20 protein-coding genes are annotated in these 20,057 nt (G+C 71.5%); 12 read left to right on the top strand and 8 right to left on the bottom strand.

The genetic code is table 11. The features are described 5' to 3' along the window. Positions 1-36: 36 nt before the first annotated feature. Positions 37-921, top strand: coding sequence for a universal stress protein (locus HDA40_RS06985; protein ID WP_253753127.1), 885 nt, complete (start codon positions 37-39; stop codon positions 919-921). Between the two features lie 139 nt (positions 922-1,060). Continuing rightward, a complete protein-coding gene (locus tag HDA40_RS06980) occupies positions 1,061-1,324 on the top strand; it encodes a hypothetical protein (RefSeq protein WP_253753125.1) in 264 nt (87 codons plus the stop codon). Between the two features lie 3 nt (positions 1,325-1,327). On the opposite strand, the gene HDA40_RS06975 is transcribed toward HDA40_RS06980, so the two are convergent. The 5 genes from HDA40_RS06975 to HDA40_RS06955 form a co-directional block, all read right to left on the bottom strand. After that, a complete protein-coding gene (locus HDA40_RS06975) occupies positions 1,328-1,828 on the bottom strand; it encodes a GNAT family N-acetyltransferase (RefSeq protein WP_253753123.1) in 501 nt (166 codons plus the stop codon). Positions 1,829-1,923: 95 nt separating this feature from the next. Then, entirely contained in the window at positions 1,924-3,162 is a 1,239-nt protein-coding gene (locus tag HDA40_RS06970) for an ABC transporter permease (protein WP_253753121.1), read from the bottom strand. Next, positions 3,156-3,812, bottom strand: a complete 657-nt coding sequence (locus tag HDA40_RS06965) for an ABC transporter ATP-binding protein (protein ID WP_253763586.1) — start codon at positions 3,810-3,812, stop codon at positions 3,156-3,158. Before HDA40_RS06965 ends, HDA40_RS06970 begins: the two co-directional genes overlap by 7 nt. 89 nt (positions 3,813-3,901) lie before the next feature. Next, entirely contained in the window at positions 3,902-4,981 is a 1,080-nt protein-coding gene (locus HDA40_RS06960) for a peptidoglycan-binding protein (RefSeq protein WP_253753119.1), read from the bottom strand. After that, the gene (locus tag HDA40_RS06955; protein WP_253753117.1) at positions 4,978-5,508 is read right to left on the bottom strand and encodes a hypothetical protein; all 531 of its coding nucleotides are present in this window, start codon (positions 5,506-5,508) and stop codon (positions 4,978-4,980) included. The genes HDA40_RS06960 and HDA40_RS06955 overlap by 4 nt, the downstream gene beginning before the upstream one ends. A 330-nt stretch (positions 5,509-5,838) precedes the next feature. Between HDA40_RS06955 and HDA40_RS06950 the strand changes: the two genes are divergently transcribed. The 8 genes from HDA40_RS06950 (at position 5,839) to HDA40_RS06915 (ending at position 14,195) form a co-directional block, all read left to right on the top strand. Next, positions 5,839-6,495 (top strand): response regulator transcription factor, encoded by a 657-nt coding sequence (locus tag HDA40_RS06950; RefSeq protein WP_253753115.1) that lies wholly within the window; start codon positions 5,839-5,841, stop codon positions 6,493-6,495. Next, positions 6,495-7,676: a sensor histidine kinase gene (locus tag HDA40_RS06945; RefSeq protein WP_253753113.1), complete on the top strand. Its 1,182-nt coding sequence runs from the start codon at positions 6,495-6,497 to the stop codon at positions 7,674-7,676. Before HDA40_RS06950 ends, HDA40_RS06945 begins: the two co-directional genes overlap by 1 nt. 107 nt (positions 7,677-7,783) lie before the next feature. Further along, positions 7,784-8,257: a MarR family winged helix-turn-helix transcriptional regulator gene (locus HDA40_RS06940; RefSeq protein ID WP_253753110.1), complete on the top strand. Its 474-nt coding sequence runs from the start codon at positions 7,784-7,786 to the stop codon at positions 8,255-8,257. A 51-nt stretch (positions 8,258-8,308) separates the two neighbouring features. Beyond that, positions 8,309-9,721: a DHA2 family efflux MFS transporter permease subunit gene (locus tag HDA40_RS06935; protein WP_253753108.1), complete on the top strand. Its 1,413-nt coding sequence runs from the start codon at positions 8,309-8,311 to the stop codon at positions 9,719-9,721. Positions 9,722-9,749: 28 nt separating this feature from the next. Next, positions 9,750-10,325 (top strand): TetR/AcrR family transcriptional regulator, encoded by a 576-nt coding sequence (locus HDA40_RS06930; protein WP_253753106.1) that lies wholly within the window; start codon positions 9,750-9,752, stop codon positions 10,323-10,325. Then, a complete protein-coding gene (locus HDA40_RS06925; RefSeq protein WP_253753104.1) occupies positions 10,309-11,790 on the top strand; it encodes a nitrilase-related carbon-nitrogen hydrolase in 1,482 nt (493 codons plus the stop codon). Before HDA40_RS06930 ends, HDA40_RS06925 begins: the two co-directional genes overlap by 17 nt. 10 nt (positions 11,791-11,800) lie before the next feature. Continuing rightward, positions 11,801-13,063 carry an MFS transporter gene (locus tag HDA40_RS06920; RefSeq protein WP_253753103.1) on the top strand — a complete coding sequence of 421 codons (1,263 nt, stop codon included), beginning with the start codon at positions 11,801-11,803 and terminating at the stop codon, positions 13,061-13,063. A gap of 4 nt (positions 13,064-13,067) precedes the next feature. Further along, complete coding sequence (locus tag HDA40_RS06915) at positions 13,068-14,195, top strand: tetratricopeptide repeat-containing protein (protein WP_253753102.1); 1,128 nt, start codon at positions 13,068-13,070, stop codon at positions 14,193-14,195. On the opposite strand, the gene HDA40_RS06910 is transcribed toward HDA40_RS06915, so the two are convergent. Both HDA40_RS06910 and HDA40_RS06905 read right to left on the bottom strand, forming a co-directional pair. Next, positions 14,192-16,015, bottom strand: coding sequence for a hypothetical protein (locus HDA40_RS06910; RefSeq protein WP_253753101.1), 1,824 nt, complete (start codon positions 16,013-16,015; stop codon positions 14,192-14,194). The genes HDA40_RS06915 and HDA40_RS06910 overlap by 4 nt on opposite strands. Continuing rightward, the gene (locus HDA40_RS06905) at positions 16,000-16,758 is read right to left on the bottom strand and encodes an ABC transporter ATP-binding protein (RefSeq protein ID WP_253753100.1); all 759 of its coding nucleotides are present in this window, start codon (positions 16,756-16,758) and stop codon (positions 16,000-16,002) included. Before HDA40_RS06905 ends, HDA40_RS06910 begins: the two co-directional genes overlap by 16 nt. 92 nt (positions 16,759-16,850) lie before the next feature. On the opposite strand from HDA40_RS06905, the gene HDA40_RS06900 reads away from it, so the two are divergent. Continuing rightward, the gene (locus tag HDA40_RS06900) at positions 16,851-17,729 is read left to right on the top strand and encodes a LysR family transcriptional regulator (RefSeq protein ID WP_253753099.1); all 879 of its coding nucleotides are present in this window, start codon (positions 16,851-16,853) and stop codon (positions 17,727-17,729) included. 6 nt (positions 17,730-17,735) lie between these two features. On the opposite strand, the gene HDA40_RS06895 is transcribed toward HDA40_RS06900, so the two are convergent. Then, positions 17,736-18,143: a MarR family winged helix-turn-helix transcriptional regulator gene (locus HDA40_RS06895; RefSeq protein WP_253753098.1), complete on the bottom strand. Its 408-nt coding sequence runs from the start codon at positions 18,141-18,143 to the stop codon at positions 17,736-17,738. Between the two features lie 138 nt (positions 18,144-18,281). Here HDA40_RS06895 and HDA40_RS06890 point away from each other — a divergent pair, with 138 nt between their 5' ends. Further along, complete coding sequence (locus tag HDA40_RS06890; RefSeq protein ID WP_253763585.1) at positions 18,282-20,057, top strand: ABC transporter ATP-binding protein; 1,776 nt, start codon at positions 18,282-18,284, stop codon at positions 20,055-20,057.

The raw sequence follows: 20,057 nt of genomic DNA, 5'->3' as shown, positions 1-20,057 counted from the left end.
GCCCCGGAACCGTTGGGGACGGTAAAGGGGGAAATCATGACATCTCTGCCCATCGTCGCCGGGGTGGACGGATCGCCGGAGAGCCTGGCCGCCGCCGCGGTCGCCGCCCGGGAGGCCGTGCTGCGGGGCGTACCCGTGCGGATCGTGCACGGATTCATCTGGCCGGCCATGCGCAACGTCCCGTTGGGGCCGGCCGCGCTCGGGCCGGCCGAAGGCGGGCTGGAGAACCAGGCCCGGCAGATCGTCGCCGAGGGGGTCGCCGCCGTGCGGGCCGCCGCGCCCGGGGTGGAGGTGACCGGCGAGGTGATCACCGGTTCGGCCGCCCAGGCGCTGATCCGGGCGTCTGGCGGCGCGTCGATCGTCGTCGTGGGCGATCGAGGGCTCGGCGCGTTCGCCGGGCTGCTCGCGGGTTCGGTGTCGATCCACGTCGCCGCCCATGCCGCCTGCCCGGTGATGGTGGTCCGCGGCACGACCGACCCGAGTACGCCGGTGCTGCTGGCGGTGGACGGATCGCCCGCCGGGGACGCCGCCGTCGGCTTCGCCTTCCAGGAGGCCGCGCTGCGGAACGTGCCGCTGTGGGCGTTGCACGTCTGGGCGCACCCGACGGCCGACGTGGCGACCGAGATGCAGCCGCTGATCTTCGACGAGTCGGTCGCGCGGGAGAACGAGGAGCGGCTGATCATCGACGCCCTGGCCAGGTGGAGGACCGAGTTCCCCGACGTCGACCTGCGTACGCAGGTCGTGCACGGGCGCGTACGCCGGACGATCCTGGAGGCGACGCGCGGCGCGCAAATCATCGTGCTCGGCAGCCGGGGCTTCGGCGGCTTCAAGGGGATGCTGCTCGGCTCGGTCAGTCAGGCGGCGCTCTACCACTCCGACTGCCCGGTCGTCATCGTGCCCGGCGCGCAAGCCGGGACTTAAGACCCTATCGATCGAGGCGGCGGGCTTGCCAGACTAACCTTTCTGGACGCCCGGTTCCTCCACTGTAGAAGGTCCGGGCGGGTGCTGATGTCCATCATGGACAAAGGTAGTTGTCGATCGGCTGCTTCTGGGGGGTTCGGTGGCGCGCACGATCGCTCTGCGCATCGCGTACGCGGTGGTCGCCGCGCTGCTGACGACCGGGATCTGGATCGTCGCCACGACCCGGGACGGCATGGTCCGGGGCATCGTGGTCGCCGCCGCGCTGCTGATCGTCACCGGGACGACCGCCGCCCACGTGCTGCTGACGGCGGCCGACGTCCGCCGTGAACTCGCCGAGTCCGAACGGCGGATGACGGCCGCGATCGCCAAGGCCCTGCAGTCGGAGTCCTCCGACAGTGCGTGAGCGCTACGCCGTCAGATCGATGCGCCAGTCGTTGCTGCGCATCGGCCGGCCCTTCGGGAACTCGAAGTCGACCGGGCCGACCAGTTCGAGCCCGGCCTTGCGGCAGATCCCGTTCGACGGCGGGTTGTCCACGTCCGGGTAGGCGTGGAGCCAGCGGTGACGGCCGTCGCGCCGCGCCTCGGCGATGATCGCCCGAGCCGCCGCGGTCGCGATACCCCGGCCCTGGAACTCCGGCAGCACGTGCCAGCCGGACTCGTAGACGGTCTCGCCGTCCCACTCGCGATCCCAGTAACCGATGCTGCCCGCGACCTCGCCGCCCGGCGCGAGCTCGACCCGGAACATCCGGCCGTTGTCCAGCTTGAGGTAGCGCTGGTGGCGGGCGAGCACCTGCTCCTCGGTCTCCGGGCCGCCCAGGTGCGCCTTCATCTCCGGGGTGTTCGCCCGCTGGAGGATCTCCAGGTCCGGCTCCGACCAGGGCACCAGCCGTACTTCCACGTCACTCATACGGATCACCCTGCCATGGCGATACGACAAGATCACGGTTATGCATGCCTCCGCGGGCTCCGGAGGCATGCATAACCGTGATCTGCACCGAAGGGTCAGCGGCCGGCGAGCGCCGAGGTCGGCGAGAGCCGGGCGGCCCGGATCGCCGGATAGAGCCCGGCGAGCCCGCCGATGACCAGCGTCGCCCCGGCCCCGCCGAGCGACACCCAGGCGGGCACCACCGTCGGCCAGTCCTGATAAGCGGCGTACGCCCCGGTCACCAGGACGCCGAGCACGACGCCACCGGCCCCGCCGAGCAGGGACAACAGCAGCGACTCGGCGAGGAACTGCGTACGGATCTGCCCCCGGGTCGCGCCGAGCGAACGGCGCAACCCGATCTCCGCCCGCCGTTCGAGGACGGAGATGACCATCGTGTTGGCCACGCCGACCCCGCCGACCAGCAGCGCGACCGCGCCCAGGCCCAGCAGCAGCCCGTTGAGGGTGGCGTCGGTCGCCTGCTTGGCGGCCAGCGCGTCCGACGGCCGCGACACGTTGACCTCGTTGGGCGCTTCCGGGTTCGCCGTCGCGGCCAGCACCGCCTGAACCTCGGCGACGTAGCGCTCGTCCGAGCGGGTGTACACCGTGGTCGCGTACCCGTCGAAGTGAAGCCTGGTGGTCGCGACCGGCCACCCGACGACGGCGGCCGTGTCGAGTTCGGGGGCGAGCGGGACCAGGGCGAGCAGCCCGACCACCGTGAACCACTGGCCGGCTGACTGCACTCCTGGCGGCTCACGCAAGCGTTCCCCGGCTAGCCAGACCTGCTCGCCCGGCGCGGTGACGCCGAGTCGCTCGGCGGACTTGGCGCCGAGCACGACGGCCGGGTACGCCGCGGTGGCGTCGTTGAGGAAGACGCCGGCGGACATCGTCGCCCCGACCGCGGCGGGCAGGTCCGTACGCGCGGCGAGCACCGCGATGCCACCGGACTGCCCAGCCGGGATCTTGTCGTTGCGGTAGACGTGCGTGCCGGGCACCCTGCCGGTGGCCGAGACGTCGGTGACCGGCGCGATCCGGCCGATCATGTCCTCGGCCTCGGTCGGCAGGTGGGAGTCGTCGCCGAACAGGCTCTGCCCGGGACCGACCGTGAGCAGATTGGTGCCGAGGGCGGCGAGCTGCCGGTTCAGGTCTTCGCGGCTGGATGCCGAGATGCCCACGACCGCGATCATCGCCGCGATGCCGATGGCGATCCCGAGGGCCGACAGGAACACCCGCAACGGCCGCGTACGCAGTCCGGCCCCGCCGACCCGCAGTACGTCCCGGGGTCGCAGCCGCGCCGGCGAGAGGGCGAGGGTCACCATGCCGCCACCCGCCCGTCCTTCATGCGTACCTGGCGGGGCAGCGACGCGGCGATCTCCTGATCGTGGGTGATCACGACGATCGTCGTGCCCGCGTCGTGCAGGTCGCCGAGCAGCGTCATCACGCCGGCTCCGGCGGCCGAGTCCAGGTTGCCGGTCGGCTCGTCGGCCAGCAGCAACGGCGGTTCGCCGACCACCGCGCGGGCGATCGCCACCCGCTGCCGCTCACCACCGGACAGCTCGTGCGGCTCGTGGTCCAGCCGATGACCGAGCCCGACCCGGACCAGCGCCGCCGTCGCCCGCCGCCGTCGTTCGGCCAGCGCCACCCCGGCGTACAGCAGTCCGTCGGCCACATTGTCCACAGCGGACACTCCGGGGGCGAGGTGGAACTGCTGGAAGACGAAGCCGAGCGTACGCGCCCGCAAGGCGGACAGCTGCCGGTCGGTCAACTGGTCGAGCCGATGACCGTCGATGGCGACGACGCCGGTCGACGGCCGGTCGAGCGCCCCGATCAGATGCAGCATCGTGGACTTCCCGGAACCGGACGGCCCTACGATCGCCACGAACTCGCCTCGATCGATCCGCAGACTCACCTGATCCACCGCGACGACGCCGCCGGGATAGGTCTTCGAGACGTCGTCGAGTTCGACGATGGCCGTCGCATCTCCCACGACGGAGGCCGCTTGAGCCGCGGTGGCGGTCGCATCTCCCCCGGCGGAGGTCGCCTGATCCGCGGTGGCGGTCACTTCGGCACCCCCACGGTCATGCCCTCGGTGACGTCGCCGCCGGTCACCTCCACCTTCCCAGCCGCGAACAACCCCGTCTCGACCGCGGCGTACCGGGTGCCGGAGCCGTCCACGACGAGCACGCCGTAGCCGCCCTCGCGCAGTGCGACGAGCGCGCCGACCGGCACCGTCAGCACGTTCCGGTGCTGCTCGGCGACCAGCACGACATCCACCGGCGCCTCGTCGAGGGCGCCCAGCTTCTGCTGGTCGGCGACGGTCACCACCACGTCGATCGTGGTGGTGGAGGTCTGGCTCGCGCCGCTCCCGCTGGTCGCCTTGGTCGCGACCGTGCCCACGCTCGCCACGGTCCCGGTCACCGCCGCGCCGTCCGGCAAGGTGATCTGGGCGGCCACCCCCCGGTGGACCAGCTGCTGGTCGGCCACGTCCAGCGCCACGGTGACCACTCTGGTCATCCCCGTGTACGCCAGGAGCGGCCCGGTGGCCGCCGCGCCCGGATCGGTCTTGTGCCCGGCGACGCGGATCTGCCCCGGCGCGACGACGACGCGGGACACCTCGACCCGGCCCGTCTCCGGTACGCCGAGATCCTCCTGCCACTGCCGGACGGCGTCGGCGGTCGCCGAGGTGTACTCGTCGTCGACGGTGAAACCGGTGTAGCCCAAGGCTTTGAGGTTGCTCTCCAACGTATTGACGTCATCGCCGTCGAGCCCGGCCGCCAGCGTGCGGTAGAACGGCGTACTGCCGTAGAGGAGGACGACCGGATCGGAGTCCACCTTGTACACCGGCTTCCCCCGGGCGACCGTGGAGCCCTCCGGGGCCAGCCAGGTGACCGTCCCCGCCGCGCCCCTCGCGCTGACCGTCGTGGGATCGCCGTAGCCGAGCGTGCCGCTGACCGTCTTGGTCTCTGTCAACGTCTCCCGGGTGACCGGGGCGGTCGCCGGCGGCTGATGCGCCCCGGCGGCCGGAGTCTCCGTCCCGCCGCCGAACCCGAAAGCGGCGGCCACCGCCACCCCGGCGACCAGCGCCACGCCACCCGCTCCGGCGGCGGTGCGTACGCGTCGTCGCCGTCGGGCGCTCACGAGCGCGCCCCAAGGCTGGGAAACACCGCGGTCAGCTTGTCCTGGCAGGCCGCCACGGCCTTCTTGACCGTCGGGCTGTTCCGGTCGATCTTGCCCATCGCGCCGGCGAAGCCGCCGTTGGGATCGGGGTCGGGCATGTCCACGCCGTGGTCGCGCATGCACTGGGCGAACACTCGCAACTGCTCGACCTGGTTCGCGTCCAGCATCCCCAGTACGCCACCAGGCAACAGGCCCTGGCACTTCTTCACGGCTGCCTGGAACTGGGGAGTCCCCGCCACGTCCTTGCCGAACTCAGGCCGGCCGGTCGAGGGATCCGGATCGCCCACCGGTACGCCGTTGTCCCGCATGCACTGCGTGAACTTCATCATGTCGGCGGCGGACGCGGTGGCGCTCGCGGTCGGCGTCGCACCGCCGTTCCCGACGGTGGCGATGCCGGAACCCTCGTCGCTCTTGCCGCACGCGGCGAGGCTCACTGCGGCGAGGCTTATTGCGGCGGCCGCTGTCACGCTCAGGATCAGTCGTCTCATGCCGGCCAGTAGAGCGACTCCCCGATAACCCCCGCGTAACCCGCTCCCTTCGGGCTCGCCCCCTTCGGGCTCGCCCCCTTCGGGCTCGCCCCCTTCGGGCTCGCCCCTTCGGGCTCGCCCCTTCGGGCTCGCCCCCTTCGGGCTCGCGTCTTTCGGGATGCAGATCACGGGTATGCATGCCTCCCGGGGCGTCGGAAGCATGCATAACCGTGATCTGCGGCCATCGCGGCGCGAGCCCGAATGCGAGCGTGGGGGTCCGGGGCGTTACGGCGGCGTTATGGGAGGGCGGGCACGATGGGGACGGCCGACCGGTCCGGCAAAGGGGACACGATGCGCATTCTGGTGGTGGAGGACGAGGCGATCCTCGCCGACGGCATAGCCGAGTGGCTGCGCCGCGAGGCGTTCGCGGTCGACGTCGCGTACGACGGGGACGCGGCGCTGGAGCGGCTCGGGGTCAACGACTATGACGTGCTCGTCCTCGACCGGGATCTCCCGGTGGTGCACGGCGACGACGTCTGCCGGGCCGTCGTGGAGTCGGACGCGGCGACGCGGATTCTGATGCTGACCGCTGCCGCCGCCGTCCGTGACCGGGTCGCCGGGCTCCGTCTGGGCGCCGACGACTACCTCGCCAAGCCGTTCGCCTTCGCCGAGCTGTCCGCCCGGGTGCACGCCCTCGCCCGGCGGGCGCGACCGGCCGCTCCGCCGGTGCTGGCCCGGTCCGGCGTACGCCTTGATCCGGCGCGGCGGGAGGTGTGGCGCGACGGGCAGCCGATCTCACTGGCGAACAAGGAGTTCGCGTTGCTGGCCGAATTGCTGCGGGCCGAGGGCACCGTCGTCAGCGCCGAATACCTGCTGGAGAAGGTATGGGACGAGAACATCGACCCGTTCACCAACGTCCTGCGGGTCACGATGATGAAGCTGCGCCGCAAACTCGGCGAGCCGCCGCTGGTCGAGACGGTGGCCGGCGCGGGATACCGGGTGCTGTGATGGTGCGCTGGAGTCTTCGCGTACGCCTGACGGTCCTCTACGGGGGACTGTTCGTCTTCGCCGGGGCGCTGCTGCTCGGGGTGACCTACTTCCTGGTGGAGCGCAGCCTCGACAGCCGCATGGGAACGTCGGCCGGCAACCTCGACGTCCTGCCCAAGAAGCTGAACGGAGTGGGCACGATCGAGGTCAACGGCCAGAAGATCAACATTCCGCAGGCGATCATCGACTACCGCGCCCAGCAGGAGCAGTTCCGCAAGGACACCCTCGACTCGCTGGTGACCGGCGGAGCGATCGCGCTGGCCGGGGTCGGCGTCGTCGCGGGCGCATTCGGCTGGCTCGTCGCGGGCCGGGCGTTGCAGCCGCTGAGCCGGATCACCGAGACCGCCCGCCGGATCGCCTCGGCACCGGATCGCGGGCTGCACGAACGCATCGCGCTGGCCGGTCCCAAGGACGAGGTCAAGGAGCTGGCCGACACCTTCGACACGATGATCGAACGGCTCGACCGGTCCTTCGACGGGCAGCGGCGCTTCGTCGCCAACGCCTCCCACGAGCTGCGTACGCCGCTCGCCCTGAACCGGGCGCTGGTGGAGCTGGCGGTCGCCCGGCCGGACACCGTGCCTCAGACACGTCAGCTCGGCGAGTCTCTGCTGTCGGTCAACGAACGGCACGAGCGCCTCATCGACGGACTGCTCACCTTGGCCGAGAGCGAGACGGCGATCGTGGAGACCGTGCCGGTCGACCTGGCCGAGGTGGCCCAGCACGTGCTCGACCAGGCGCCGCCGACCGACCGGAAGGTCTCCGCCCAGCTGCGCACGGCGCCGACGACCGGCGATCCGGTGCTGCTGGAACGGCTCACCCAGAACCTCGTGGAGAACGCGATCCGGCATAACCTGGCCGAGGGCGGCTGGCTGTCGGTGCACACGGCGACGGTCGACGGCCGGGCGCAGCTTGTTGTGAGCAACTCCGGCCCGACCGTGCCCAAGTACGAGATCGAGACGCTGTTCCAGCCGTTCCGCCGGCTCCGCGGCGAACGCGTACGCAGTGAACGCACCGCCGAACGCGGGTTCGGGCTGGGGCTGTCGATCGTGCGGGCGGTGGCGCGCGCCCACGGCGGCGAGGTGACCGCCGAACCCCGTACGGGCGGCGGCCTGAGCGTCACCGTCACCCTCCCCGCCACCTGATCCGTGCAGATCACGGATCTGCAGGCCATCTTGGGCCGCGGAGGCATGCACAACCGTGATCTGCAGCAAAAAGATCTGCAACGGATCGAGTTGGCTATCCTGGGTCCATGACCGCCATGGCCCCGAACCGCACCGCGCCCGACTTGTCGTTCTTCCTGGACCACACCAGCCACGTCCTGCGCACGCGGATGGCGGCCGAGCTGGCGGAGATCGGGCTCACCGCGCGGATGCACTGCGTCCTCGTGCACGCTCTGGAGGAGGAGCGTACGCAGATCCAGCTGGCGGAGCTGGGCGACATGGACAAGACGACGATGGTCGTCACGGTGGACGCCCTGGAGAAGGCCGGGCTGGCCGAGCGCCGCCCGTCGTCCACCGATCGCCGGGCCCGGATCGTCGCGGTGACGCCGGCCGGGGCCAAGCTCGCCCACCGCAGCCAGGAGATCGTGGATCGGGTGCACGAGGAGGCGCTCGGCGCGCTGCCCGCCAAAGATCGCGACGTCTTCCTGCGGGCGATGGAACGCCTGGTGGAAGGGCAGCTGGCGCAACCGGTGGAGAACGCCGCGCGGCGCGCGCGCCAGTAAAACTCCACAATAAGATTGTCTGTAACGGAACTATCCGCTACGGTCCTAGGTATGTCTCACCGTTGGACCGCGCTCGGCGTACTCGCCACCGCAATGCTCATGACGATCCTCGACGGCAGCATCGTCACCGTCGCGATGCCCGCCATCTCCGCTGACCTCGGGTTCACCCCGGCCGGGTTGAGCTGGATCGTCAACGCGTACCTCATCGCCTTCGGCAGCCTGTTGCTGCTCGCCGGGCGGCTGGGCGACCTGCTGGGCCGTCGCCGCCTCTTCCTCGTGGGCATCGCGCTGTTCACCGCGGCCTCGCTGCTCGCGGGCGCCGCGACCAGCCCGGCCGTCCTGATCGCGGCCCGCTTCCTGCAGGGCGTCGGCAGCGCCACGGCCACCGCCGTCAGCCTCGGCATCCTGGTCACGCTGTTCACCGACGTCCGCGAACGCTCGCGGGCCATCGCCGTCTACAGCTTCACCGGCGCGGCCGGGGCGGCGATCGGCCAGGTCGCCGGGGGTCTGCTCACGGACGCCCTCGGCTGGCACTGGATCTTCCTCATCAACCTGCCGATCGGCGTCGCCGCGCTGGTCGCCGCCGTCCGCACGCTCCCGGCCGACCGCGGGCTCGGACTCGCCGCTGGTGCCGACGTGCTGGGCGCGCTGCTGGTCACCGGCGGCCTGATCCTGGGCATCTATGCAGTGGTCTCGGGTCACTGGCTGTGGGCCGGCTCGCTCGCCGCGGTGCTGCTGCTGTCCTTCGTGGTACGCCAGAAGACCGCACGGAGCCCGTTGATGCCGTTGCGGATCTTCCGGTCGCGTGAGGTTTCCGTCGCCAACGTGGTGCAGGCGCTGACCGTCGCGGCATGCTTCGCCTTCCAGGTGCTCACCGCCCTCTACCTGCAGCGCGTCGCCGGTTATGACGCGACCGAGACGGGCCTCGCCATTCTGCCCGCGGCCGTGATGATCGGGGCGGTCTCGCTCGGCCTGGCCGCCCGGCTCAACGCCCGGTTCGGCGAGCGGAAGGTGCTGCTGACCGGTCTCGCGCTGTTGACCGTGATGCTCGGCCTGCTGGCCCGGGTGCCGGTGCACGCCGACTACGTCACCGACCTGCTGCCGATCATGCTGCTCGCCGCCGGGTTCGGGCTGGTCCTGCCCGCGCTGACGACGCTGGGGATGTCCGGCGCGAAGGCCGACGACGCCGGGCTCGCCTCCGGCCTGTTCAACACGACTCAGCAGATCGGGATGGCGATCGGGGTGGCCGTGCTGTCCACTCAGGCCGCCGCGCGTACGGGGGATCTGCTGAGCGCCGGGCTCGGCGAGCCGGCGGCGCTCACGGGCGGCTACCGCCTCGCGTACGCCATCGGCACCGGGCTGCTGATCGTGGCCTTCCTTTTGGCGTACACGCTGCTCCGAACGCGGAAGCCGGTGTCCGACGTGGAGCGGGTGGCGGTCCGGGCGGAGGTGGGGGCTTCCTAAGACGGCCGCCGATGTGTACGTTGTACACATGGCTTCTGGAACCGCGCAACGACTGGCCGACGCCGCCCTTGCGATCTTGATCGCCGAGGGGGCGCCGGCCGTCACCATGCGGCGCGTCGCCGCCGACGCGGGCGTCACCACGATGGCCACCTACCGCCATTTCCCGAACCGCGAGGTGCTGTTGCGGACGGTCGCCGTCGCGGCGCAGCGCGACGTGGCGGCGAAGTGGGGGCAGCGCGGCGGGTCCGACTTCGACAGCCAGCTGGCCGGGATGCTCGACGACTTCCTCGACTTCGCCCTCGGCCAGCCGCACCTCTACGGCTTCCTGCTCACCGACGTACGCGACGGCGCGCGCCGGTTTCCGGAGGACTTCGCCGCCGGTGGCTCGCCGACCTTCGATCCGGTCGTCGCCGCCGTCCGCGGCTGGATGGCGACCGGCGTCCTGCGCGCCGACGACCCGCTGGAGGTGGCGCTGGCCCTGACCAGCAGCGTGCAGGGGCTCGTGCAGCAATACCTCGGCGGCCGCATGGGGCTGCCCGAGGCCGATTTCCGGGCGTTGTGCGCCCGCACGGTGGGGAGAGTCCTGAATGGAATCCGAGGCTAGGCCGAGTCGCTGGATCGTCGCCGGAGCGTTCGTGGCGACGGCCGTCATGCTCTACTTCGGCACCGGGTTGACGCCGATCGGCTGGCTGACCTGGTTCGCGCCGCTGCCCGCGCTGGTGCTGGCACCGCGGGTCTCGCTGCGGACGGCGCTGCTGGTGGCGTTCGGGGCGTACCTGGTCAGCACGTCGAACAGCTGGGCGTACTACGCGCATTCCTACGACGTGCCGCTGCCGGCGGGCATCGGCATCAGCATCGGCTACTCCGTCGCCTTCGCCCTCGGAGTGTGGCTGTTCCGGGCGTGGGTGCAACGCGGGTGGCCGCTGCTGGCGGCGTTCTCGGTCCCGGCGGTCTGGGTCGCGCTGCTCTACCTCACCGCGTCGGTGAATCCGACCGGGATCAGCGGCACGCTCGCCGGCTCGCAGGTCGGCGTACCGGTCGTGCTGCAGACGGCCGCTGTGGCCGGGGCCTGGGGCGTGGAGTTCCTCCTCATGCTCGGCCCGGCGCTGCTGGCCGCGCTACGCTTCGCCCCGGTCCGCGTGGCCGCCGTCCTGCTCACCTTCGCCCTGGCCGTCGGCGGGTACGGCGTACTGCGGCTGTCCGACGACAAGGCGGCCCCGGCGCAGCTCGTGGCGGCGATGGTCCACGACACCGCACCGTGGGGTGTGGACATCACGTCGCCGGACGGTCAGACCCTCTTCGACCAGTACGCCGCCGCGATCGCGGCGCTGCCCGCCGAGGTGACCACGGTCGTGCTGCCGGAGGCCGCGTTCGGGGTGGACGACGCGTCGCTGCCGATCTTGCGGGACAAGGTGTCGGCGCTGGCGACCGGCCGGCGGACGACGGTCGTGGTGGGTTACGCGCGCAGCTCGGACGGCCGCAAGTACAACGAGTCGCTCGCGGTGCCGGGCGACGGCGGGACGCCGGTGAGCTACCTCAAACACCACGACCTGACGAGCGTCCTGGGCGACGACCTCGTCTTCGTGCCCAGCGTGCCCGGCGCGAACGGCGGTGTGGGGCGATCGGCGTTGGTGATCTGCGGGGACGTGAACTTCCCCGACCCCGCTCGGGACTATGCCGACGCCGGGGCGACGACGCTGCTGATCCCGGCGGCCGACAACGACGAGGACGGCTGGCAGCATGCCCACACCGCGGTCCTGCGGGGCGTCGAGAACGGCCTGGCCGTCGTCTGGGCCGGGCGCTACGGGACCGCGATGATCGCCGACGGGCGCGGCCGGGTGCTCGCGGAGGAACATGTGGGCGAGGCCGACGCCGTCACGGTGGTGGTCGCGCCCGTCCGGCCCGGTTCGAGCGACACGCCGTACACCCGGATCGGGGACTGGGCCGCGTGGTTGGCGGCCGCGATCACCGTCCTCGCAGCTGGGCTCCTGGTGCTCGCTTCCGTTCGGCGGCGGGCGCCGGTCGGCCCGGCTTCGGCGGAGCCCGTCCGCGAGGACGCCCGCGTGTAACGTACGCCGAATGATCACCGGCACGCTCGTCTCTCCGGAAACGGTCGACGACGAGACGAGCGGCCGGTGGCGACGGGATTTCCGCTGGCGGTGGGCCGCCCAGTCGGCCAGCGAAGCGGGCAGCGCCGTCGGCTACTCGGCGTTGCCCATCGTCGCCGTCCTGGTCCTGAACGCCTCGGACTTCCGGGTGTCCCTGCTGTCGGTGCTGTCGTCGGTGGTGAGCGCCATCCTCGCCGTCCCGCTCGGGCCGTGGATCGAGTACCACCGCAAACGGCCGATCATGATCGGGGCCGACGTCCTGCGGTTCGTGGCCGTCGGCTCGATCCCGGTCTCGGCGTACTTCGGGTGGCTGACGTATTGGCAGCTCTGCGCGGTCGCGATCACGCAGATGGCGGCCCTGCTCGCGTTCAACGCCGCCAGCACCGCCGATCTGCGTACGCTCGTCCCGGCTGCCTTCCGCGCCGAGGCGAACAGCCGCTTCGAGACGACGCTGTGGACGGCGTACACCCTCGGCCCGCCCGTCGGCGGCGTGCTGATCTCGGCGTTGGGCGCGGCGGCCTCGATGGTCGTCAACGCGGTCAGCTTCCTCGCCTCCGCGTTCGGCGTCAGTCGCGTACGCACGCCCGAGCCGCCGCCACCGCAACGGGCCCACGATCAGCGCTGGTCGCGGGACCTGGTGGCGGGCTGGCGCTACATCCTGGATCATCGCGGGCTGGCCGCGCTGTTCTGGAACTCGCTGCTCTTCGGCGGCTGCATCATGGGGACGTCGCCGCTGATCACCGTCTTCATGGTGCGCGACCTCGGCTTCGAACCCTGGCAGTACGGGGTGTCCTTCGGCCTGTCCGGCATCGCCGGGATCGCCGGGTCGCTGCTGGTCAAGCCGATCCTGGCCCGGTTCAGCCAGCACCACGTCCTGCTGATCACCGGAGTCGGCCGGAACCTGTGGCTGGGTCTCATCCCGTTCGCCACCACCGGGACCAGCGGCTTCGTCCTGATCACGGTCTCGGAGTTCCTGCTGCTGCTGTTCGTCGGCGTGTTCAACCCGACCTTCGCCACCTACCGGATGAACGCCACCGACGACCAGCACATGTCCCGGGTCGCGGTGGCCTGGTCGATCAGCACGAAGATCGCTCAGCCGATCTTCATCGCCGCCGCCGGCGCGCTCGCCGCGGCCACCAGCGCGCGTACCGTCCTGATCGTGTACTCGGTCCTCCTGATCGCCTCGTCTGTGCTGCTCCCGTGGCGTGGCGACCAGCCAGGTGTGCGACGATGACCTTGTGCAGCCGGATCCACTCGCGCGGGCTCAGGAGTACGCGAGCAGCGGCGACTTCGCCGCCGCCATTCGGCTCGCCCGCGAGGCCGAGGACGCGTACGCGCCGACCGCGCCGGACGATCTCGAAGCCGCGACGAATCTGCTCTGGGTACGCCTGAACCTGGCGCGCTGGCTCGCCGTGCAACGGCAGCCGGACCGGCGGGCCGCGCTCGCCGTGCTCGACGCGGCCGAGCAGACCTGGCGTACGCCGATCGTCCAGCGCTCGGAGATGGTGCACCTGCTCGGCGCGGAACTCATGTCGCTGCGCAGCTTCGTGCTCCGGCAGGTCGGCCGGGCCGCCGACAGCATCGCCGCCGCCGACCAGGCGCTGCTGTTCTTCGCCGATCTGGAGGCCGTCGCGCCTGAGGCGCTGTCCGCCGTCGGGCGCGTGCCGATCCTGCTCAACCGGGGCGCGGCGCTGGCCGACATCGGGCGTACCGCCGAGTCGGTCACGCCGCTGACACTGGCGCTGGACCTGTTGCGCTCCAGCGGCACGATCCACCGGGAGCTGGAAGTCGAGCTGCTGGTCCTGCGCGGCACCTCGAACACCCTGCTCGGCCGGTTCACCGAGGCCGAACAGGACGAGACCGAGGCGATCACGCTGGCCCGCGCCCAGTCCAGCCGGGCCGCCCGGCATCTGCTGGCGGCCGCCCTCAACAACTACGCCACCACACTGACCCGGATGCGCCGCCTCGACGAGGCGCTCGACTCGGTCGGGGCGGCGATGGGCGTGCTGCGGGAGATCGACGGCGAACCGGCGACCGCGTTCCAGCGCCGCCGCTGGGGGATTCCGCTGTCGACGGAGGCGGAGATCCTGCTGGCGCTGGGCCGCAAGGCCGACGCCGCCCGGTCGGCCCGGCTCGCCGAGCCCATCATGCGCGAGTACGCCGACGAGCTGCCCGACCTGGTCGCGGGCTCGCTGGCGAACGTCTGCCTGCTCATCGGCGACGCCGAGGACGACCTCGCGTACGCACAGGAGGCGTACGCGAGGTTCACCGAGCTGAAGGACCGGTTCCCCGGCCGGTACGACTATTGGTGGCGGCGGTCGGCTGAGGTCGTGGCCCGGCTGACCGGCGATCGGACCGGCGGCTAGGCCGTCGCCGGGCTCGACCGTCGTTTCAGGACCACGCCGGTTCCGGCGATGATCAGGCCGAGCACGGTCATGCCGAGCGCTACTGGCCACTGGTACGCCGACGGCAGGTGCAGCGCGAGGAACCAGGACCGTTCGACCTTGCCCGTCAGCAGCATGACGATCGGGACGAGGCCCTGCGGGAACAGGGGGATCCAGCAGACCGTGAGCAGGAACATCGCCGCCGTACGCGTACCGGCGGTCTTGATCGGAGCCGGGCGGCGCAGCGGATGCAGGGGGCGAAGGGGGCGAAGGGGGCGAAGGGGCGGGGCGACCCGGCGCGTCGGCCCGGACCGCATGAGGTGCAGCACTTCCGGCCCGTGCGTGTCGAGCCGCCGTTGAGCGAGCCGGCCCAGCAGCCAGAACAGTCCGATGCCGGAGACGACGCCCGTGATGATGCCGCCGACCGGGTCACGCTGCGCGACGAGGAACGCCGGCCCGGCGCCGGCAGCCGCCAGCACCAGGCAGAGCAGGACCTGCCCGAAGTCGGTCGGGTTCTCGAGGAGGTTGCCGGACCGTTTGTGAGGGTCGGTGATCGGCACGAGCCGGACCAGCGACAACAGGACCACGAGTCCGGCGCAGCCGCCGAGCACGGCCGGCACGAGCGCCAGCAGCAACGGCCATTGATCGTGGTGGCCGGTCGCGGCGGTCAGCGCCACGGTGAGCCCGACGGCCGGCGGCGCGACCAGTGCCAGCCAGGCCAGCTGGCGGCCCCGGACGTCCACACTGGACGCACCCGGGACGGTGAGCGTGATCCACAGCGCGGTGCCGTCCTCGCCGTAGAGGCCGGCCGACATCGCCGCCGCGATCAGCACGAAGAGCAGCCCCGTCCACGGCAGGAAGTCGGACGACCCGGCGGCCAGCGGCAGTACGCAGAAGAACACCGCGTAGAGGAACGCGAAGACGGCGAAGTGCACCCGCCGGAAGTCGCGCAGCCAGGTTCGGGTCTCCTTCACGAACACGGCCGCCAATGGACCCCGCGCGCGGTACTCCCGTTCGGCCCGGCGACGCGTACCGGTGGTGGAGGGGCGAGTCGTCATCCGCTGGCGCAGCAAAGCGGCCCAGGCCCAGAGCAGCAGCCCGCACAGGAGGAGCAAGCCGCTCAACGCCACGGCCACGATCAGCCAGTCCGACCGGCCCGCCGCCTCGACGGCCGCCAGCGACCAGCCCGACGGCAGGAGCCGAAGCGAAGCCGACACCGCGTCCGGCAGGCCCGCCCCGGCAACCGAGCCAGCCGCCGGGAACAATGCCCAGCCCGACCCGGTCAATGCCATCACGATGGCGCTGAACACCGCGGTTGCGGCGGCCCCGGCCCGCGTACGCATGACGCGGTTGATCACGCCGGTGGTGACCCGCGACAATAGGACGGCCAGCGTCAGCTGGAGCAGCATCGCCGGGACGGCGACGACGACCGCCACGGTGCCCAGTCTGGACGCCAGCACGACGAGGCCGGCGAACGCGACCAGCGACACGGCCGGGGCGGCGCCGACGAAGGACGCGCCGAGCAGTCCGGCGGCCAGGCGCCGGGGGCTCACCGGGAGCTGGGCGAAGATCTCCGGCCGCAGCGTGTCGTCGCCCCCGCCGAACATCGCCGGTCCGATCATCCAGCCGAGCACCCAGAACGCCAGGGCGATGCCGAGGAGGTCGGCGCGGGTGGCGAAGTAGAGCGTCACCGCGGCGAGCAGCAGCCCGGCCGACAGCCCGCCGATCAGGTTCTCGGCCTGCTTGCCGCCGAGGCTGTTCCGCAGGACGGCGAGCTTCATCCGGATCAGGACGCCAGCCATGCCAGTCCCTTCGACGCCGCCTCCGGTGCCCCCACGAGACTCACGAACCGGTCTTCGAGACTGATCCCCGCGGTCACTTCACTGACCGGGCCGGTGGCCAGGGCCCGGCCGGAGCCGATGACCGCCACGTGATCGCAGAGCTGCTCGACGACGGCCATCACGTGGCTGGAGAAGACGACCGTCCCGCCACCTTCGACGAACCGGCGCAGGATCGTCTTGACGGTCGCGGCCGAGATCGGGTCCACCGCCTCCAGCGGCTCGTCCAGCACGACGAGCCGGGGCGCGTGGAGCAGCGCGGCGGCGAGCGCGACCTTCTTGCGCATGCCGGTCGAGTAGTCGGCCACCAGAGTGCCGTCGGCGCCGTCCAGTTCCAGCAGCGTGAGCAGCTCGTCGGCGCGCTCGGCCACCACCCGCCGGTCCAGTCCCCGCAGCAGGCCGAGGTAGGTCAGCATCTCCCGCCCGGTCAGCCGCTCGGGCAGGGCGACCCCGTCCGGCAGTACGCCTAGCAGCCGCTTGGCCTCGGCCGGTTCCCGCCAGACGTCGTGGCCGAAGATCGTCGCCGTGCCGCCGTCGGGACGCAGCAGGCCGACCGCCATCGACAGGGTCGTGGTCTTGCCCGCTCCGTTCGGCCCGACGAAGCCGAAGAACGAGCCGGCGGGCACTTCGAGGTCGAGCCGGTCGACCGCGGTCTGCCGGCCGAACACCTTGTGCAGGCCGGAGATCCTCAACGCGTACGGGGGCATGGCTCCTAGCCTGGTGGTGGCGCGCCCGATGAACAACATAGAATTTGCCGCCACACCGATAATCGGCCGGTTATCGGATGGAGGGGCTGGTCGTGGAACTGCGGGACATCGAGATCTTTCTGACGCTGGCCGAGGAGCTGCACTTCGGGCGGACGGCGGAACGGTTGCGCGTCTCCCAGGCCCGGGTCAGTCAAGCCATTCGGAAGCAGGAGCGGCGCATCGGCTCCCCGCTGTTCGACCGCACGAGCCGCCGGGTCGAGCTGACCCCGATCGGGCATAAGCTGCGCGACGACCTGCGGCAGGCGTACGACCTGATCCAAGGCGGTCTGGCGCGCGCCGCCGCGGCGGGCAGCGGTCTGCACGGGACGCTGCGGCTGGGCGTCATGGGGGCGCTCGGCAACGAGCTGCGTCCCGTCATCGAGAAGTTCGAGGCCCGGTACGCCGAATGCGACGTGCTGATCAGCGAGTTCCACTTCAGTGACCCGTTCGGCGGGCTGCGCACGGGCGAAGTCGACGTCCAGCTGATGTGGCTGCCGATCCGGGAGCCCGACCTCGTCCACGGCCCGTCGCTGCTGACCGAGGGGCGCGTCCTGGCCGTGGCCGGCACGTCGCCGCTGGCCGACCGGGCCTCGGTCACGTTGGAGGACCTCGGCGACCTCGTCGTGCTGGATCCGGGGACCGCTGTGCCCGCGTACTGGATCGAGTCGATGCTGCCGCAGCGTACGCCGCAGGGCCGGGTGATCCGGCGGGGGCAGGTGGCCCGGACCTTCCACGAGGTGCTCGGGCACATCGCCGCCGGCCGGCTGGTCAGCCCGCTCAACGCGCACGTCTCCCGGTACTACAGCTATCCCGGCATCAGGTTCGTGCCGATCGAGGACGCGCCGCTCACGGAGTGGGCGCTGGTCTGGCCACGCGCCTCGGCCGCCGACCCGATCTTGAAGGCGTTCGTGGACACCGTCCAGGGCGGCTGACCCCGGCTAGTCCTGCAGTTTCCGCAGTACGCGGGCCAGGTCGGCGCGGTCGGTCGGGTCCAGCGCGGAGAACAGCCGCTCGCCCTCAGCCTGCCGGGCCCGGTCCACGCCATCGGCGACGGCTTTGCCCGCGTCGGTCAGCGTGACCAGGACGGCCCGCCGGTCGGTGGGGTCGGGCTGGCGGCTGACGAGGCCACGGCTCTCCAGATCGTCGACGACCTCGGTGGTCGACCGGGGCGCGATGCGCAGGTGGTCGGCGAGTGAGCTGAGTCGCAGCTCACCGTGCCGATGCAGGGTGGCCAGCGCGCGCCACTGCGACGGGGAGATGTTCCAGGGCTCGAGCGCCAGCTTCGACAGATGCCGCATCTGGCGCGCGACCGCCCAGAACAGGTCAGACAGGCTCTCCGAGTCCACGGGACCAGCGTACCAGCGACTAGCGCGGCACCCTCATGGTGGGGTAGCCTCAGTAAGTGGTAACCTCAGTACTAGAGCTTTGAGAAGAGAGGCAACCCCTTGGATTTCCCCGTAGACACCGGCCGCCGGGGTGGCGGCATGCAGCGGAGGCCCGGCAAGCTCAGCGCCGCCGAGAAGGCGGCTGAGAAGGCCCAGGCCCAGTCCGTGTCCCTGCGCCGCGTCGGTGCCCTGTTCACCGGCGACCGAGGCAAGCTCGCCGTCGTCGTCGCGATCATCGTGGCCAGCTCGGTCATCTCGATGGCCTCCCCGTTCCTGCTGCGCGAGGTCATCGACGTCGCGCTGCCGCACGCCAACCTGACGCTGCTGGTCTGGCTCGTGCTCGGCATGGTCGCCGTGGCCGCCGTCACCTCCGTCCTCGGCGTCCTCCAGACCTGGATCTCGACCGCCGTCGGCCAGCGGATCATGCACCGGCTCCGGACCGAGGTCTTCAGCCACCTGCAGCGGCAGTCGATGGCCTTCTTCACGCGTACGCGGACCGGCGAGGTCCAGTCGCGCATCACCAACGACATCGGCGGCATGGAATCCGTGGTCACCTCGACGGCCACGTCGATCGCCGCCAACCTGACCACCGTGGTCGCCACCGCCGTCGCGATGGCCGCCCTGTCGTGGCAGCTCTCGCTCGTCTCGCTGGTCGTGCTGCCCCCGGCGATCTACCTGACCCGGCGGGTCGCCCGGATGCGCCGCGCCATCACCGCCGAACGCCAGCGGGAGCTGGCCGACCTCAACGTGACCATCGAGGAGGGACTGTCGATCAGCGGCGTCCAGCTGAGCAAGACGATGGGCACCTCGGCCGCCCTGATCGACCGGTTCACCTCCTCCTCGCGCCGCCTCATCGACCTCGAACTGCGGTCGGAGCTGGCCGGGCGCTGGCGGATGGCCTCGATGTCGGTCGTGTTCGCGGCGATCCCGGCCGTGATCTACCTGGCCGCCGGGCTGCCCGGGTCGCGCCTGACGATCGGCACGCTGGTCGCCTTCACCGCCCTGCAGTCGAGCCTCTTCCGGCCGCTGATGGGCCTGTTCAACGTGGGTGTCACGGTCACCGCGTCGATGGCGCTGTTCGGCCGCATCTTCGAGTACCTGGACCTGCCGATCGACATCCGGGAGCCGGCGAAGCCGGTCCGGCTGTCCCGGCCCGCGGGTCACCTGCGCCTGGAGAACGTCTCCTTCCGGTACGCCGACAGTCCGGCCGACGCCGTCGCCGAAGTCGATCTGGACGTCCCGGCGGGCACCTCGCTGGCCCTGGTGGGGGAGACCGGATCCGGCAAGAGCACCCTCGCCGGACTGATCGCGCGCCTGCACGACCCGACCGCCGGCCGCGTCATGATCGACGGCGTCGACCTGCGCGACATCGCGCTGGCCGACCTGGCCGGGATCGTCGGCGTGGTCAGTCAGGAGACCTATCTGCTGCACACGACCGTCCGCGAGAACCTGCGGTACGCCAAGCCGGACGCGACCGACGCCGAGATCGTCGACGCCGCCCGGGCCGCCCAGGTGCACGACCTGATCATGTCGCTGCCGGACGGCTACGACACCGTGGTCGGCTCCCGGGGCCACCGCTTCTCCGGCGGGGAGAAGCAGCGCATCGCCATCGCGCGTACGCTGCTGCGCGATCCCAAGATCCTGGTGCTCGACGAGGCGACGAGCGCGCTGGACACCGAGACCGAGCGGGCCGTGCAGCGGGCGTTCGACCGGCTCACCGAGGGCCGGACGACGATCACCATCGCGCACCGGCTGTCGACTGTTCGCGACGCCGACCAGATCGTGGTGCTCGACCACGGGCACGTCGCCGAGGCCGGGCAGCACGAGACGCTGATCTCCGGAGGCGGCCGGTACGCGGCTCTGGCCGTCGCGTGA

The organism is Hamadaea flava, from assembly GCF_024172085.1.
Taxonomy (GTDB): Bacteria; Actinomycetota; Actinomycetes; order Mycobacteriales; family Micromonosporaceae; genus Hamadaea; species Hamadaea flava.
This window is presented reverse-complemented; position numbering and strand designations above follow the sequence as displayed.